Below are 16,356 nucleotides of genomic sequence, written 5' to 3'. Positions count from 1 at the left end.
TCGCGCGGCCGACGGAGGCGGCGGCGGAGGCGGAGGAGGCCCAGCGGCAGCGCTCTTTCGTGCGGGCGGGGGCGGCGGAGGGGGCGGAGGGGCGCGGACGGAGCGGGCTTCTTCGCCTTCGGAGGCGGTGGGGGCGCGCCCGCACCGGCTCGGCCGGCCGCCGTCTTGGGCTGCTCGGCAGCCCCCGCGGCCGCGGCGGTCTGCTGCCTCGGCCCGGCCACGAAGTTGTTGGTTCCCTGGATCACCCGCTGGAGCAGGCCGGGACGGGGGGCGGCGGCCGCCTGTTCCTGCTGCTCCTCGACCTCACGGACCACCTCCTGCGCGACCTTCGGCGTCTGCTTCTCCCCGGTCCACTCCAGGAAGCTCCCGCAGGAGCCGCAGAACACGTCGTCGTTGCGGTTGTGGAACCCGCAGGTGCGACACACGATCATGGTCCGACGACCTCCAGCCGGTGCGGGACGTGCGCGGGCTTCTCCGCGACGAGCAGTTCCTCCAGGGCCGCCAGGTCGACCGACGTGCCTTCAGGCACGGTCACCCGCACGGTCAGCAGCGCCGCCGCCGCGCCCGGCAACGGGCTGTTCGGGGCCTGGGACCAGCTGACGCCGCCGCTGTCGACGAGTTCCACCTCGCCGCCGGTGACCAGCTCGACCAGGGCGCGGAGTCCCTCGGCGGTGCCGCGCAGCCTGAACAGCGGGACGCACTGCGCCACGGCTCCGCGCTGCCGGTGCAGCGGCCAGTTCTCGTCCAGGACGGTGCCGAGCCAGCCGGCGAGCCAGCGAGTGAAGTCGGCGGGTGCCAGCAGCGGGTCGGTGTAGGCGGGCAGGCAGTCGAGGGTCGAGATCGCCGGGGCGAGCACCTCGTCCAGGGCGCCGGTCCACCGCATCGCCAGCGGGTCCTCCTGGAACAGTGCGGGCAGCAGCGTGCCGATCGGGTACGGGGTGTCCAGGCCTTCCACGGCTCGCCGCATCAGTGCGCCTCCACCCTGATCTGGTGCTCGTAGGAGAAGACCAGGCTGTTCACGTCGAGATCGATCCGGCGGGCCACCTTGCCGCGCGCACCGGTCACCGGATCGGCGGAGAACAGCCGTACGTCCTCGACCAGTTCGACTCCCTGGATCTGCTGCAGCCGTCCGAAGACCTCGCCGGTCTGCACGGGGCGGCCGAACGGCCAGCCGCTGCCCTCGGGGCCACCTCCCGGCAGCGGGCACAGGTAGCGGTAGAGGGCGTCGAGGGCGTCCTCGCGCACCCGCTCGATGTTGACCCGGGGCCGGGCCACCAGACGGGCGACGACCGTGACGCCGCGGTACAGCGGCGGCTCCAGTGCCACGCGGGTGCCCACGACCCGCGCCTGGTCCAGGCGGGCGGCAACGCGCCGCAGGGTGGGCTCCGGCGGGACCAGGTTCTCGAAGGCGATCCGCCCGTCCTGCATGGCCGCCGCCGGGACGATCAGGACCCTGACGCCGCCGGCCTCCTCGGTGTCGCGGCCCGCGGGGACGCAGCGCACGCGGGCGATCTCCGGTGCGGCCTCGCGGGCCAGGATCTCGTAGTCCTCGGCCGTGACGGCGCGGCTGCGGGTGCGCACCAGCAGCGGTCCGCGGTTCTTGGCCTCCTCCAGGCTCTCGCCGTCCACCCCGCCGTGCGCCGGGCGCCGGTTCTCCACCGCGGCGATGGAGGGGATCGAGGACATCAGCCGGCTCAACGCGCCCACGGGGACGTTTCCGCGCGCGCCGCCACCGGTCGCGTAGCCGCGGATGCGCACCTCTGCGCCCTTGTCGGGTGTGGCGCCGTAGCGGCGCAGGCTCCCGTCGGGCTCGCGTACGGCGGGGCCGAACAGCACGAGTCCGGAGACCGGGTCGAGCACGAAGTGACGGTCGTCCGGGCCGCTGTCGGCGAAGTGCTCGACCTCGGTCCACTCCCGCCAGCCGTGCGTGGAGCTGGTCTCCACCACGGGCGGCCCGTAGCCTGCCAGGACGGGGCTGCGGCCGAGCGGGAACTGCTGTCCGGGCACGCCTTCGGCCTGCCCGAGGGTTTCGATGGCGACCGCCTCGGCGTGGACGGCCTCGACGGTGCCGCCGATGGTGCAGGCGGTCAGCCCCTCGACGACGGGCGAGTGCGTGTAGGGAGGTTGGCCCTCCTCGGGTTCGACGACCCGGGCCCTGATCCATCCGCTGCGGTCGCCGCCGACGATGCCGGCGAGGTGGCCGGGGGGCACGTGCAGGACGATCGCGCCCGAGGTGTTCAGGCCCCCGGTCTCGTCCAGTCCGACCTCGCACGGGGTCCAGCCGTCGCCGGTCCAGGCCTCCCAGGTCAGCGGTGGGTGCTCGGGGTTGACGCCCACCCCGGCGGCCCGGCCGCGGAAGCCGAGCCGGATCGCACAGCCGGGGACCGGCGCGGACAGCCCGATCAGGAGCGTGTCACCGACCCTGGGGCTCTGCCGGAACGCCGGGAAGGGGCGGCCGTCGGCCAGGAGCCGGGAGCGGTCCGCGGTCTCGGCCGGTTCGGCGTTCCCGGCGTCGGCGCCCGCGCCGAGCCCGTCGCGGTCCTCCTCGGACTCCGGTTCGACCGCGGTGCGGATCCTGGCCAGTGCGCAGGGCACCAGCTCCAGGTCGTGCTCCGCGCTGAAGACGATGGACTTCGCCGTCGCGGTGCGCAGCGTGCCGACGCGACTGCCCGCGGCGACGGTCAACGGGACGCGGGCGGGGCTGGTGAGCCAGAAGGTGACCGGGGCGCGGGCGGGGGTCGGCGGGAGCATCCGCAGGCCGATCAGGTTCAGGAAGGTGAGGTAGAGCCGGTCGGGCACCTGGTTGAGCCGGTACAGCAGCTGGTCGGTCATGTGGGCGAAGGTCTCGATCAGGGTGACGCCCGGGTCGGAGACGTTGTGGTCCGTCCACTCCGGGCATCGTTGCATCACCAGGCGCTTGGCCTCGTCGACCAGGTCCTGGAACCGTCGGTCGTCGAGGTTGGGGACCGGTAGGGGCATCAGTACTCGCCCTCCTCGTGCTCGGGGATGGTGTAGAAGGGGAACACGAGGTTGCGCGGGCTGTTGGTGCCGGGAACGACGTAGTCGATGTCGATGTAGAGCAGGCCGGGCCGTTCCGCGTCGGGGTACACCCGCACCCCGGCGACGTCGACGCGCGGCTCCCACTGCTCGATCGCGTCCCTCACCACGTCGGCGATCTCGGCGGCCTTGTGGACGCTCGCCCCGTCGAAGACGTAGTCGCGCAGCGTGCTGCCGAACCTCGGTCGCATCGGGCGCTCGCCGGGGTAGGTCTCCAGGATCAGCCGCATGGCCTGTTCGAGTTTGGCGGTCCCGGACGCCATGGCCACCGCTCCCGAGGGCTCGATGGCGAACGGGAACGACCAGCCGGTGCCGATGAAGTCGCTCATCGCCGCGCTCACCCGCCCAGCGAGACGGACGCGCCGGAGACGGAGACGCTGCCCTGACTCCTGATGGTCAGCGAGCCTGTGGAGTTGAGGGTCAGCTCGTCCCCGCCGTCGATGTTCACCTTGCCCCCGGGACCGGCGACGATGTTGACCGTCCCAGCGTCCCCGCACCTGATGGTGAGCTCCTTCTTCGGCGAGTCGGCAGGGTCGCAGCTGAGCTCCACGGAGGCGCCGACGGCGTCGATGTCGAGGCCGAGCCGGCCGTCCCCGGTGCCGAGCAGGATCCGTGACTGCGGCTCGGGGACGTCGCCCACCTCGTCGTGGAACACCAGCCGGTTGCCCGAGGCCGAGACGAATCCGCGGCGCGCGACCGAGGTGTCCGCACCGCCGTCCCCCTGCCGGACCGCGCTGCCGCCGAGGTCGTAGGCCCGGTTCTCGGTGACGAGGCCGCCGAGCACGTAGGGGCGCCGCGGGTCGCCGAACTCGAAGCCGACCAGGACCTGGTCGCCGACCTCGGGCAGGAACATCGCGCCGCTGCGCGGGCCGGCGCCGAACTGCACGACCGGCGCCCAGTCGGTGCGCACGTCGGGCGACAGCCACGGCAGCGTCACCCGCACGCGGGCGTACTTGTCGCCGATGTCGTCGACGAGTCCGCAGACGAGGCCGGGGACGCGCACCGGGCTCGGACCTTCGGAGGAGGCCAGGCCGAGCAGCGAGCGGTCCTGCGGGCCGCCGGCGGCGAACTCGGTGTGGTAGCCGTACTCGGTCAGGTCGAAGACGTGCCGGGCCCTGGTCACCAGCCAGACGTCGGGGAAGCGTCCAGGGATGCCCGAGACCTTGACCGCGGCGCCGACCCGGATTCCGGGGTGGCCCGTCGCGTCCCCCTCCGCCTCGGCGAACGCCCCGCCGGCGGAGGCGGCCAGAGCCGACGCGGCGGCCTCCGCGTCCGCGACGGGAAGGGTGCCCACGACGTGGGCGGTGGCGCTCGGGGCGTGGCCTCGGTTCACGCCGGGTTCCGGCCCGACGTCTCCGACCGCGGCGCCCTCCCCGGCCTCGGCGCCCTCGCCGACCTCGACCCGGCCGCCGGGAAGGAACAGCTTCGCGGCCTCGGACAGGTCCTTGGGGTGCGCCGCGGAGGCGCCGGCCGAGCGCGTCCCGGCAGGGGACGCCACGGCCAGGGCCGCCCGCAGCGGATCCCAGACCCGCACCTCGACATCGGGCGTCAGGCTCCCGGCGCTGATGCGTGGTTCGAAGCGCAGCAGCGCGCCGGGCATGTCCAGTTCCAGCGGTCCCTCGTCGGAGCCGGCCGACACCGACGCCGCGGGGCAGAAGCGGAAGACCCCGTTCTGGATGCCGATCTCGAAGCCGATCTCGGCGGCCCGCTGGGCCAGGAACTCCCAGTCGGTCTGATTGCACTGGAGCACGTGCTCGTGCCGGGTCGTCGTCGCGGTGATGTCGGCCGGAGCGAGCCCGGCCTCGGCCGCGATCAGCTCCGCGATGTCGGCGTCGGTGACGTTGTCGAACGACCGGGCCCTGCGGGCCCGTTGCAGCCGGTGGCACCGGTCGTAGCCGCGGACCACGGTCCGTCCGACCGTGCCCTGGTAGTGGCCCTCGATGGCGGTGATCTCGCCGACGATCAGCCGCTCGCGCTCACCGGGACCGGCCCACACCTCGATGCCCACCCCGAGGTCGAGGCCGGCGTCGTCCAGCGCGGCTCCGGTCAGGTCCTCGAAGACCAGCGTGAACACCCCCGGCAACTGCCGCTGCGTGTCGACCTCCACGCGCACCAGGCACTGGGCGGCCACGCCGGAGAGCTCACCGGCCGGGCCCGGCAGGCCCGGGCTCGCGCCGACGAGGATCGTGGGCCACACGGTGGCGCCGCGGGTGTCCCACTGCGTCATCGGCTGTTCTCCTCAGCGCCCGGCAGGTACACCGACGTCCCCGGCCGCACCCGGAGCGGGTCCTCGAAGCCGTTCGCCGTGGCGATCTCACGCCAGCGCCCCGGCCCGCCGTAGCAGCGCGTGGCCAGCTCCGGCAGGCTCTCGGCCCCGGTGAGCAGGTGAGTGCGCCGCCCCGGAAGGCCGCCCGAGGTGGGATTGGTCGACCGGGTCGGGTTCGGGCAGGTCTGGAGGGTCAGGTCGACCTCGGCCCGCAAGGGCTTCCCGTTCGGGTCGAACCTGGTGAAGGTGACCGTCACCTGGGTCAGCCACACCAGGTAGCTCTGTGGTCCCCAACGGAACCTCAGGCGCGGCAGTTCGGCCCGCTTCGTGGACGGCGCGCCGTCGCCGAGGGCCGCGAACCGGCTCCACCCGAGCAGGCGCTTGCAGTCGGGACCCACGGTCTCGCTCTCCAACGTCAGCGCGCGCAGGGTGATGCGCGTGCTGGCCCTGGCCCGTTCCAGCTGGTCGACGGCGGGCAGCTCGACGTCGCCGGCGAGCGCCTCACGGGAATCCGCGCCGTCGGCGGCCCGGGCCCGACTCAGGGCACCGGAGGGAACGACCGGCGCGGTGTGCGACAGCACGATCGTGGACGGGGTGTAGCTGAAGACGACAGCGGGGCCCTCCTCCACCGGTTCAAGGGTCGCCACTCGGGCGTCCTGGGTCGACTTGGAGTCCGCTCCCCCGGCGGTGGCCCCCTTCCCGGCCGCCGCCACCGTGCTCGGAGCGCCGTCCTGCGCCCAGAAACCCTCGTGCTCGAAGGTCAGCGTCTCGATCGCGACCTTGTTGTGGTCGGCGTCGAGCGCCGGTCCGCTCCACGAGACCGGGTAGGCGTTCGTCAGGACCCAGGAGGCGACCTGGGTGGCCTGCGCGTCGTACAGCGCGATCTCCACCGTCCCCTTGGTCTTGGCCGCTTCGCTCGTCCAGTTCGTGACGAGTCCGGACAGCCACTTCTGCAGTTGCAGGGACGAGCCCTTCTCCACCGCCCGCTCCAGCACCACCGGGGAGTAGGACACCTGGGTCGGCAGCCCCGTGCTCGTGTTCCTGACGGCGATCGACTGGGTCCGGAAGTCGACCCTGAGCCCCTTGCACGAGGACCACGCGCCGAGCGTCCGCACGCCGTCGAAACCGTGCACCTTGACGACGAACCGCATGGCCAGGCCGTAGTTCCCGAAGGTGGCCGACGGGGACGCGAGGGACATCACGTGCGAGGGTGCGGTGAGTACGGGCTGCGCGAGGGCGAAGCCGAGTTGCTGGCCGCCTTGCCCGCCGGCCGAGGCGAAGGACGCGATGCTCACGGTCGAGATGCCTTCCGATCTTCTGTTCCGCAGGTCAGGGCTTGTCGAGGGTCATGTCGTCCGCGAGGAAGCCGTTGTGGGCGAGCTTGAGCGTCTCGATCGCGGGCTTCGCGCCGGCGGCGTCGAAGGACTCGATCGACCACGCGATCGGGAAGAACTCGCTCAGGCGCCACGACACCAGGGGAATCCCGCCGAAGGACAGCAGCTGGATGGTGCCGCTCTGCGGCCGCGGGGCTTTCGAGGTCTGCGTCAGCCAGCTCTGCACGATCCGTGATCCCGGACCCGCCGAACGGCTCAGTGTGATGGGCTCGTACCGGGTGACGCCGGGGAAGATCCAGCTGTGGTTGCCCTCGGAGCCGACCCGGTGCTCGACCTGCTGCCAGGTCACCGACAGGCCGGTCACCCTGGACCAGTTCCCGAAGTGGTACCGGTAGTTGTCGATCAGTACGGCGAACCGGTGGGTCATGCCCATCGTCAGGCTCTCGCCGAGGTTCTGGGCTTCTTCCGCCGCGCCGAGCAGCGGCCGCAGTGTGGCCATGATTCCCTTCCGCTCCCCCGCCCGTCTCGCCCGTCTCGCCTGTCTCGCCTATCTCGCCCATCCGAACGGTCCCGTCTCTCTCAGCCGGCCCGCGCGTTCCCGGTCGACGAGGAGTTCGCGCCGCAGGCGTCCGTGGATCGTCGGGTAGACGCGTGCCGCCAACTCCTCGATGTCCCCGGGATCGTCGAGGTCGAGAGGGCGCCGGCGACTGAGTTCGACGAGCCGGTCCTGGGCCTCGAGCAGCGCGGGGTCGACGGCCTCCGACGCGGGCGGCGGCTGCGCCGTCGGCGCGAACGGCACCCGAACGGCGGGCACCGGCTGCTGGGCGGTGTCCAGCGTGGCCGGGTGACCGGGTGCCACGGCGCCTGGTGGTGCCGCGTCCGTGGGAGCGGCGACGACCGCGGGCGGACGCGGCGGCTCCGGGATGCCGGCCAGCTCCTTGGCCTGCCGCTGCACGCCGCCCCCCGGCTCCGCGAGCCACGGCGCGGTCCACGACGCGACGGGACCCGGGCCCCCGCCCGACGGGGCGGGCCCGAGGCCGCGCGCCCACCGTTCAGCCGCCACCGCCTCGGCCTCCAGGGCCGAGCCGGCGGCGGAGTCCTCGCGGGGCAACGCGGAGCCCAACGCACGCTGCTGGGCGGCGTGGGTGAGCTCATGGGCGAGCAGGCCGCGTCCGACCGGCTGGTCGAGCGGGCCCGCCTCCGCGGGCAGGAACACCTCGCCGTCCCGGGTGAAGGCGTGCGCGCCCAACGCGTGCGCGGCGGCCCCCGCCCGGGGCCCACGGTGGATCGGCACGTCGGAGACGTCGACACCGAAGGCCCGCCGCACGGCGTCGGTGAGGTCGGGCGGCGCCTTGTCCGGTGCCTGGTCCGGTGCCTGGTCCGGTGCCTGGTCCGGCTCCTGGACCGGCTCCTGGACCGGCGGTGGCGACGGAACGGGGTACGACCGGTCGGACTCCGCAGAGTCGTGGTCCGGTCGGCGCGAGGCGCGCGGGTGGGTCAGCGGCGCGTACGCGGGTGTCCCTGGCCCGTTGGCTGTGCCCGTGGTGCCCGTGGTGCCCGTCGTGCCCGTCGTGCCCGTGGTGCCGTGGGCCGCAGTGGCGGTCGGCGCCGGAGGCGCGGCGGATGCGGGGGCGGTCCGATGGACGACCGTGGCAGTGGCCCGGTCGGGTCGCTGGCCGGGCTTGAAGCGGTAGACGGGGGGAACCGCGGCGGTCGCGGCGGGGCCTGCGTTCCGGGTGACGCCGCCGTCGGGCGGGAACGGCCCGGCACCGTCGTCGTCGGCCGGTGGGCGTGGCGGCGGTGTCGAGTCGGGTGGCGGCGCGCCGAACGGCGTCGCGGTGGGGGGCAGCACCGCGTCTGCGGCGGGCGCGGCCGGCGGTGGGCTCCCGCGCCTCCGGGTGGGGTGGTGCGGCGCGGGGCGAGCCGACGGGACGTCATCCGCTGTCGCCGTGTCGGCGCGTGGAACGGACGGGGCGGCGGTTCCGGCCTCCGGCGCGGACTCGGTCGGCTCGTCGGGGATCTCTTCGTGGTCCTCAGCGTCGAGGTCGGCGCCGGCGTCGGGTTCGAGGGGCTGCTCCGGTGGCACCTGCTCCGGCGGCAACTTCGGTCCGCTGTCGGCCGGTTGGCGGAGCGGGCGGAGCGGGTTGCCAAGGCCGAGCCGTCGGCTCTCGGCGAGGGAGGCGCGCCGCGGCCGCGTCGGTGTCCCCGGCGCCGGCTCGGGCGCGGGCCGGGGCGGTGCGACGACGGCCGCGCTCGTCCAGGGCGAGCCGTCCTCAGGCAGCGGCGGCAGCCCGACCGCGCCCGGGGTCCCGGTCTCGGTCTCGGCCGGGACCCCGCTCGCGGCCGGGGCTTCGCCGGCCCACGGCGGGCGGTAGGACTCGAGCATGCGCAGCCAGGCCGAGGAGGCGTACGGGGCGGGATCGGGCGTGGGATCGCCGACGTACTCGTCGGCGGCCTCGAGCAGGTTGGGGCGCGGCCCGGCCACCGCGAGGACACGCGGCGACAACCGAGGCGCGGCAGGCGCCGGTTCGACGGCCGGGGTTCGGTCCGACGGCGTCCCACGCCTCGGTTTGGGCGCCTGCAGCGGCGCGACGGCCTGCCGCGGCAGGGGTCCGCCGCGAGGGGTGACCAGTCCCGTCACCTGTCCGGTCGCCGGCACCACGAGAGGGCCCTGCCGACGGGGCGCCTGGATGAGGGAAGCGGTCCTGGCCGCCGCGAGCACGCCCATCGTGACGGAGGCGGTCAACGCCGTCGGGCGGACCGTCACGGCGAGCGGCGGCAGCCGCCGCCAGTCGGCGGGAGCCGGCCCGGGCGGCAGGCCGGGACCGAGGTCGGTCCGCAGGTCGCGGGCCCGGTCGCGGCGCCGTCGAGGCAGCCAGCGCATCTCGTCTCCTCCCGTCCGTCAGGACCAGGTCTGGTGGGTCTGGGTGAGTGCCGCCGGCGCGCCGTCGAGCTGTTCGTGGATCCGGCCGACCTCATGGATCACCCGGGCCCGCACCGGGTGTTCGAGGTCGAGGACGTCCCGCAGCGGCCAGTGCAGGTAGTAGGCGAGGTACACGGTCTCCTCCCAGAGGCGGTCGGCCGTGTACGTCAGGATTCCCCCGGGGCATCACCGGCGATGTCCACCGCGAATCCGTGTCCACAGGCGGGGCAGCTGACGTCGGCCTCGGTGTGTCCGTCCTGGTTGATCCGCCGGTAGAGGTCCTGGAGGAAGGCGAGGTCGGAGGCGAAGAGGTTCTCGATCACCAGCGTGTCCACCCCCGGGGTGGAGCCGAGCTGGGTCAGCGTCCGCGCCAGCAGCACGACGCTGAGGTAGGCGGGGTTCTGCCTGACCCGTGGGTCGCTCTGGCTGGTGATCTCGTCGCGTGCCGTGGCCAGGCGCATCACGCCGTCCCGGTGCACACGGCCCTGCTCGTCCACGTAGCCGCGTGGCAGGACGAACGGGTAACGGGTGGTCAGCCCGGCGGATTCGGTCGGGGCGCCGTCCTGGCCGGCGGCGGGCGGGTGCGTCAGCATGGCCTCTCCGTGGCTCATCCGGCCGGCTGCATGAGGATCTGGTCGCAGTGCAGGACGACGGTCTCGGTCACGACCTCGGTGGCGCCCGCCTTCATCCCGCCGATCTCGAGCTTCGACGGCCAGGCGTTCTCCAGCAGGTACGTGATGATCGGCTGCCCGGACTTCGGGGACGCCGCCGCGGCGAACAACTGCAGCGAGCAGGTCTTGCGGGCCGCGGGGTCGCCCTGGAGCACCGCCTGGTGCCAGGACCACATGTAGGTCTGGGTGTCCAGGCCGCGCTTGAGTGTGACGGTCGGCGGCTTGGTCTTGCCGTACTGCTTGGTGTGCACGATGCCCTCGCGGCCGGTACTGATGTACTCGACCGACTCGACCTCGGTGTTGATCCCGGACAGCTCGCTGAACGTCGCCACCTGGATGCCGTCCACCTGGATCACGAAGGTCGATGCGCTCATGACGGTCGGGTTGCCGCCGGCGATCGCCATCTGATGCCCCCTCTCTGCTTGTGCTGGAACTGGCCTGTGGTACCGGCTGACCGGCACCGGGCGGCCCGCGTCACCTGCGCGGGCTGCCGCCCTTGGGATCGTCGGACAAGATCTGGTCGCAGGCGATGGTGACGTCCTCGGTGACGACGCCCTCACCGGCCTTGGCGGAGGAGATGCTGATCTTCGCGCACCAGGCGTTGACCAGGAGGTAGCTCATCAACGGATCTTCCTTACCGGTGGCTCCGGCCGCGAAGATGTCCAGGCTCAGGAACTGGGCCCGTGCGTCGGGACGGCCCGCGACGGCCATCTGGTGCCAGTACCAGAGCACCTGACTGTTGTCGAGGCCGCGCTTGAGCGTGACCGTCGGCGGCTTGGTCAGGCCGAACTGCTTGGCATGGTTGACCCCGCCGATGCCCGCCGACACGTACTGCTCGATGCCGACCTCGCTGTTGATGCCGGCGAGCTCCTGGAACCTCAGACTGTCGAGCTTCTGGGCGGTACCCAGGATCTGGATGTTCGAGGAGATCACGAAGACCGGCGCGGAGACGATCGGATGCTGCTCGGACGGCGGCGGGGCGGGCGGGAAGTGCGGACTGGACACGGTGCTCGGTTCCTCCTCGGCTCGGGCGGGCGCTCACTCACTCCTCCGGTGCCGCTCACTCCTCCAGTGCCGCGCCCTGTGAGTACTGCGAGACCCGGAAGACGATGAACTCCGCCGGCTTGACCGGGGCGATCCCCACGTCCACGGTGAGGATTCCGGCGTCCCGGTTCTCCGGCGGGTTGTTCTCCTCGTCGCACTTGACGAAGAACGCCTCCTCCGGGGTGCTGCCGAACAATGCGCCGCTGCGCCAGACCCGGCGCAGGAACATCATGATCGTGCGGCGCACCGAGCCCCACAGGAAGCGGTCGTTGGGCTCGAACACGACCCAGTTGGTGCCGTCGAGAATGGACTTCTCCACGAAGTTGAACAACCGTCGGACGTTCAGGTAGCGCCACTCGGGGTCGCTGGAGAGCGTCCGCGCGCCCCACACCCGGATGCCCTGACCGGGGAAGGACCGGATGCAGTTGACGGCCACGGGGTTGAGCTGGTCGTGCTCGCCCCGGGTGATGTTGGTCTCCAGGTCGATCACACCGCGCAGCACCTCGTTGGCGGGCGCCTTGTGCACCCCGCGGGTCTCGTCGCTGCGCGCCCACACCCCGGCGACGTGCCCGCTGGGCGGGACGAGCAGCGGGCACGTCGCGCACCGGGTCCATCACCTTGATCCAGGGCCAGTACAGCGCGGCGTACTTGGAGTCGTATCCGGCGACGTCCACGCGCCACTCACGGACCTGCTGGGCGCCGAGGCCCGGCGGCGCGTCGAGGATCGCCACCCGGTCCGCCATCAGTTCACAGTGCGCGATCATGGCGAGTTGCACGGCCTTGACCCCGTCCAGGTCGACCGCACCGCGCTGATAGGCCGCCATCAGGTCGGGAACGCAGAGCATGGTGACGTTCTCGACCGCCTCCAGCCCGGCGAAGCCGGTCCGGTCCGCGGTGTCCCCGACGTAGTCGGCCGGGGTGATCGGCGCCGCCCGCTCCCGTTCCTCGGCCTCGGCCGACGACCGGTCCGACGAGCCGTCCGGCGCGGAGGCTCCACCGGTGAGCGTGACGCGCGCCCCCTTCGCGGGCACCAGCGTCGAGGCGCCCTTGACCTCCTCCAGGGCGATGAGCGTCGAGGTCTCCTTGACGACCGTGGCGGCGTGACGCGGGCCGCGTCGGAGCGAGAGATTGTCGAAGACCTCAGCCTCGCGGCCGCCCTGCCTGACGACCAGCTTGAACAGGTCCTCACCGGGCTCGCTCGCCTCGGTGACCTCCACGCTCAGCTCGTTGCCCGCGTCCCCGGGGGACAGCGCCCTGGCCCGCACCGCGGGACGGTCACCGTCCGACGTCGCGGGCAGCTCACCGCGCGCGACCGCGCCGGACGGCAGTGCGGGCGCACCCGCCGAGGACTGCTGTCCGCCGCCCGCGCCGTCCGCGTCCTCACCGGTGGCGCCGACGCGGACCACGTAAGCGGGGCCGCCGCCGTTGAGGAAGTAGCCGTAGACCGCGTGCGGAAGGTGCGCCCCGTCGGCGAACCCACCGAACGCCTTCGTGTACTGCGTCCAATTGGTCACGAGAGTGGGCTGGTTGGGGATCCCACGCTCGGTGAACCCGACGAAGGCACAGATGGCGGTGCCCACACCCTCGATGGGGCGCGAACCCGAGGAGACTTCCTCGACGTAGACGCCGGGGGAATGATAGGTCGGCACGATTCCTCTGCCCCTCCTTCACAGAAACCGCTGATACGACATCGATCAGTCTCGGTTCGCCGGCCCCGGTCCATGCGCGCACTGCGGCGGCACAAGTGGCAGGTTCCGCTGCGCGATCACGCAGCACGGAGCGCGGCACGGAGCGCGGCACGGAGCGCGGCACGGAATGGGGCACGGAATGCGGGGGCCGACGCGGGGGCCCGGCCGGAAGCGTCACCGGGCGAGGCGCACACCCGCCGTATGGCTGGCATGCCCCCGCCAAGCGGGGGATTCCGGTCCGTCGCCCCACTCTCCTACCGTTCAGTAACCAAGCCGCGCCGGAGCGCGACCGAGTATCAGCGGTGACCCAGGGGGCAGAGGTGGCCGAGAGTACAGGGGTGTGTCCGTCGCGTCACGGGAAACCGGCCGGCCTGCCGTGTGCCGCGGGCCCTCTCCCGCACGGCAGGCCCTCGGCCGACGCCCGGCCGTGCGGGAGAGGGTCCGCCTCCTCGGGCACCCGGATCGATCCCCCGCGGTTTCGGGCCCTGCACCTCGTCGCGGCCGCCGAGGCACCCGACCCGCAGCAGGCGCTGATCCACCGGGCGCTGGCGACCGGCCGCCCCGACGCCGCGCTGGCCGCCGCGCTGGAGGAGGCCGCCGTCGCCGTCGGCTCCCCCGCCCACGCGAGCCTCGTGTCGACGCGTCAACTGCTGGTCTGGGCAGCGGATCTCAGTGCGGACCGCAGCGCGCGGGAGCACCGACTGCTCCTGGCGGCGCTCCACGACCTGTGTGGCGAGAACCCGCTCGACATGGAGTTGTGGGCACGGATCGAGACACTGCCTCCCTCACCCCTGCGGCACGCCGCCTGGGCTGGGCGTGCCGTGATGGAGGACCGCTTCGGCGCCGCACTCGACCACCTGCGGGCAGCGCGCCGCGGCCTCGCCTTCTGGTACGCGCGCGAGGACGAGGTGACCTCTCCGGGGTCCCGCCTGAACCCGGTCCCGTCGGCCGGCGCGGTGATCGACACCGTCGAGGCCGCCGTGGCGTGCCGCATGGCACGAGGCGGGGCGACGGTCGACGCGGCGACCAGAGCGTTGGACGCACGCGTGCTCGACACGGTGCAGGCGAGGGCGGCCAGGCGACTGCTGCTGGCGGGTCAGGTCTACGCGGCCGGCCCGCACCACGTGCTGCGACTCCTCGGCGACTCCACCCCGGCCACCCCGGGGAGGACGGCCACGCCGGAGGCCGCCGAGCGCTGGAGTTCGCGGCTGCTGCTGGTACGGGGTGAGTGTCGGGTACTGACAGGCGATCTGGAGGCCGCCGCGGGCGACCTGAGGGAAGTCCTGAGGCGCCACCAGGCGTCTCCCGGACACCCGGAACGACGGCGTGCGCTGGAGCGACTGACGATCGCCCACTTCCTGCTCGGAAACTGGCAGGAGGCCGAGGCCGTGGTGGACGGCATCGACACGGCCGGGGGCGGCACAGCGGGACGGGCCTTGCGCGCCCTGCTGTCGGCCTTTCGCGGATCGGGTGCACCGCCACGCCGAGGATCGTGGGTGCCACCGGCCCCGACGACACCCGGAGCCGCGGAGCCCGACCACGTCGTGATCGCCACGGTCGCCCGCATCCTGGCCCTGTCGGCACACCGTCACCATGGAGACGTCCTGGCCGCGATCAGGTGGCTGACCGCGCCGTCCAGTGCCCTGGAGGACGCGCCGGCCAAGTTCGCACCGCTGTGGCTGCCCGCGCGGGCAGAGGCCGCCGTCGAGACGGCGACGGGCGCGTCGTCCCTGGCCGGGTTGGCGGAGCTGCACGAGTGCGCGGAACGAATCCCCTACCTGATGGTCACTCACCATCGACTCGCGGGCCGGGCGGCGGAGCTCCGCGGCAACCCCACCGCGGCGGTGGACGCCTACGAGGAGGGTCTGTCGACGGCGAAAGGCTGCGCACACGTACCGCCCGTGCACCTCGCGCAGCTGGAATCCGCATACGGCCGCCTCCTGTGCCTTCTCGGGCACACGGCGTCCGGCCTTCGGCACCTCGAACGCGCCCAGCACACCTTCGCCTCACTGGGCGCGTTCCCGTTCGACCACAGGTGCACCCAGGAGCGCGCGGCCCTGGCCGAACGGGCGTCGCCGCTGTGGCCCGACGGTGCACTGACCGAGCGCGGGCTGGCGGTGGCCAGACTGGTCGTATCCGGGCTGACCAACAGTCAGGTTGCCGAGAACCTGCTGATCAGCGAAAAGGCTGTCGAACACCACTTGGGACGGATCTACCGGACCCTCGGCGTACGGACGCGCGCGGAACTCGCAAGTCGATGGCCGAGGTGACACCGCGGGGCGGATGAAGACAGCCGCCCGGTTGCGTCCTGGGAAGTGGTGTACGGATTTCCACCTGATCCGGGGGTTTGCTTACGAATCGGTTGGGTTCCTGGATAGTTGAACGGCCATCGGCTGATCTTCGAGGTGTCTGAGCCCGAAGGAGACCAGCACGATGACCGCACCGCATAGCCTGAATCACCGATTGGCCGTCGATACACCACGCCAGCGGACGTGACCCGGCTGAATCACAAACGTCGCGGGATTGGGTTCGATGCAGCCAGTACGTTGACGCCCTCGGCGACCGCGAGCCCTGTTCGCAAAGGACCAGACCCGAACCGGCCCACACGCAGTGAAGGCCCGGTGGATGCCGGGCCTTCACGTTTGAGTAGCGGGGACAGGATTTGAACCTGCGACCTCTGGGTTATGAGCCCAGCGAGCTACCGAGCTGCTCCACCCCGCGTCGGTACGGTGAACAGTACGGCACCAAGCCGGGTCAGGCCAATCGGTCCTCTTGCCGGTCTTGATGACGCGTATTGCTGCGGGGCCCCGTCACGGAGTGCCCTTCGCGTGCAGGGCGAGTGCGAAAGCAAACATGTCCTCGTCAAAACCCTTCGGGCGTCCGCCGTGGTTACCCTTCCGCCGCGGCGCGGCGCAGTCCACCTGCCGGGACGGAGGCTTGCCGCACGACAACGGATGTGACTGGCAGGGCATCCTGGCTGCCGTAGGGCGGCCGCTCGCCCGGCTGGTCGTGCGGCTGGTCATGCGGCTGGTCGTGCGGTCCGGAAGGCGACTCCCGGCTCCGTGCGACCGGCGCAGCGTTCAGTAGTGTTCGGTGTCGACGGACTCGGCGTCCGCGTCGCCGAAGGCGCCGACGGCGGCGGTCGGGTCGAATCCGGGCGGGCTGTCCCTGAGGGCCATGCCCATGCCGGCCAGCTTCGCCTTGACCTCGTCGATCGACTTCGTACCGAAGTTGCGGATGTCGAGCAGGTCGGCCTCGGAGCGGGCGACGAGCTCACCCACGGTGTGGATGCCCTCGCGCTTGAGGCAGTTGTAGGAGCGGACGGTGAACTCCAGCTCCTCGATCGGCAACGCCAGATCGGCGTCGAGTGCGG

General features: G+C 72.6%; 13 protein-coding genes, 1 tRNA gene and 2 pseudogenes. 1 reads left to right on the top strand and 15 read right to left on the bottom strand.

Going from position 1 to position 16,356, the window contains the following annotated elements:
- The 13 genes and pseudogenes from TR50_RS46505 to TR50_RS05970 all read right to left on the bottom strand — a co-directional run.
- Positions 1–431, bottom strand: a pseudogene (locus TR50_RS46505) (hypothetical protein); the annotation flags it as partial.
- Positions 428–967 (bottom strand): phage tail protein, encoded by a 540-nt coding sequence (locus TR50_RS06025; RefSeq protein ID WP_042415256.1) that lies wholly within the window; start codon positions 965–967, stop codon positions 428–430. The pseudogene TR50_RS46505 and the gene TR50_RS06025, both read right to left, overlap by 4 nt.
- Positions 967–2,979 (bottom strand): putative baseplate assembly protein, encoded by a 2,013-nt coding sequence (locus TR50_RS06020; protein ID WP_042415254.1) that lies wholly within the window; start codon positions 2,977–2,979, stop codon positions 967–969. Before TR50_RS06020 ends, TR50_RS06025 begins: the two co-directional genes overlap by 1 nt.
- Complete coding sequence (locus tag TR50_RS06015) at positions 2,979–3,386, bottom strand: GPW/gp25 family protein (protein ID WP_042415250.1); 408 nt, start codon at positions 3,384–3,386, stop codon at positions 2,979–2,981. Before TR50_RS06015 ends, TR50_RS06020 begins: the two co-directional genes overlap by 1 nt.
- Before the next feature lie 8 nt (positions 3,387–3,394).
- On the bottom strand, positions 3,395–5,284 hold the full coding sequence (locus tag TR50_RS06010) for a phage baseplate assembly protein V (RefSeq protein ID WP_042415247.1): 1,890 nt from the start codon (positions 5,282–5,284) through the stop codon (positions 3,395–3,397).
- The gene (locus TR50_RS42320) at positions 5,281–6,618 is read right to left on the bottom strand and encodes a phage tail protein (RefSeq protein ID WP_052440770.1); all 1,338 of its coding nucleotides are present in this window, start codon (positions 6,616–6,618) and stop codon (positions 5,281–5,283) included. Before TR50_RS42320 ends, TR50_RS06010 begins: the two co-directional genes overlap by 4 nt.
- Positions 6,619–6,652: 34 nt before the next feature.
- The gene (locus TR50_RS06000; protein ID WP_042415244.1) at positions 6,653–7,156 is read right to left on the bottom strand and encodes a phage tail protein; all 504 of its coding nucleotides are present in this window, start codon (positions 7,154–7,156) and stop codon (positions 6,653–6,655) included.
- A 48-nt stretch (positions 7,157–7,204) separates the two neighbouring features.
- Complete coding sequence (locus TR50_RS05995) at positions 7,205–9,541, bottom strand: eCIS core domain-containing protein (protein WP_042415241.1); 2,337 nt, start codon at positions 9,539–9,541, stop codon at positions 7,205–7,207.
- Between the two features lie 18 nt (positions 9,542–9,559).
- Positions 9,560–9,715, bottom strand: a complete 156-nt coding sequence (locus tag TR50_RS05990) for a hypothetical protein (protein ID WP_369405696.1) — start codon at positions 9,713–9,715, stop codon at positions 9,560–9,562.
- Positions 9,716–9,747: 32 nt separating this feature from the next.
- On the bottom strand, positions 9,748–10,173 hold the full coding sequence (locus TR50_RS05985; RefSeq protein ID WP_042415233.1) for a hypothetical protein: 426 nt from the start codon (positions 10,171–10,173) through the stop codon (positions 9,748–9,750).
- Positions 10,174–10,187: 14 nt separating this feature from the next.
- The gene (locus TR50_RS05980; protein ID WP_042415231.1) at positions 10,188–10,655 is read right to left on the bottom strand and encodes a phage tail protein; all 468 of its coding nucleotides are present in this window, start codon (positions 10,653–10,655) and stop codon (positions 10,188–10,190) included.
- A 70-nt stretch (positions 10,656–10,725) separates the two neighbouring features.
- Entirely contained in the window at positions 10,726–11,256 is a 531-nt protein-coding gene (locus TR50_RS05975; RefSeq protein WP_042415227.1) for a phage tail protein, read from the bottom strand.
- Positions 11,257–11,311: 55 nt separating this feature from the next.
- Positions 11,312–12,944: pseudogene (locus TR50_RS05970) on the bottom strand (phage tail sheath subtilisin-like domain-containing protein).
- Between the two features lie 359 nt (positions 12,945–13,303).
- Between TR50_RS05970 and TR50_RS05965 the strand changes: the two are divergent.
- Positions 13,304–15,253 carry a helix-turn-helix transcriptional regulator gene (locus tag TR50_RS05965; protein WP_152648269.1) on the top strand — a complete coding sequence of 650 codons (1,950 nt, stop codon included), beginning with the start codon at positions 13,304–13,306 and terminating at the stop codon, positions 15,251–15,253.
- Positions 15,254–15,630: 377 nt separating this feature from the next.
- Here the strand turns inward: TR50_RS05965 and TR50_RS05960 are convergent.
- A tRNA-Met gene (locus TR50_RS05960) sits at positions 15,631–15,704 on the bottom strand.
- Between the two features lie 359 nt (positions 15,705–16,063).
- Positions 16,064–16,356: DNA-directed RNA polymerase subunit alpha C-terminal domain-containing protein (locus tag TR50_RS05955; protein ID WP_042415221.1), on the bottom strand; the 293-nt coding region annotated here is incomplete at its 5' end.

Source organism: Streptacidiphilus anmyonensis, from assembly GCF_000787855.1.
GTDB lineage: Bacteria > Actinomycetota > Actinomycetes > Streptomycetales > Streptomycetaceae > Streptacidiphilus > Streptacidiphilus anmyonensis.
Note: the sequence above shows the minus strand (reverse complement) of the source record. Positions and strands in the feature narration are given on the sequence as shown.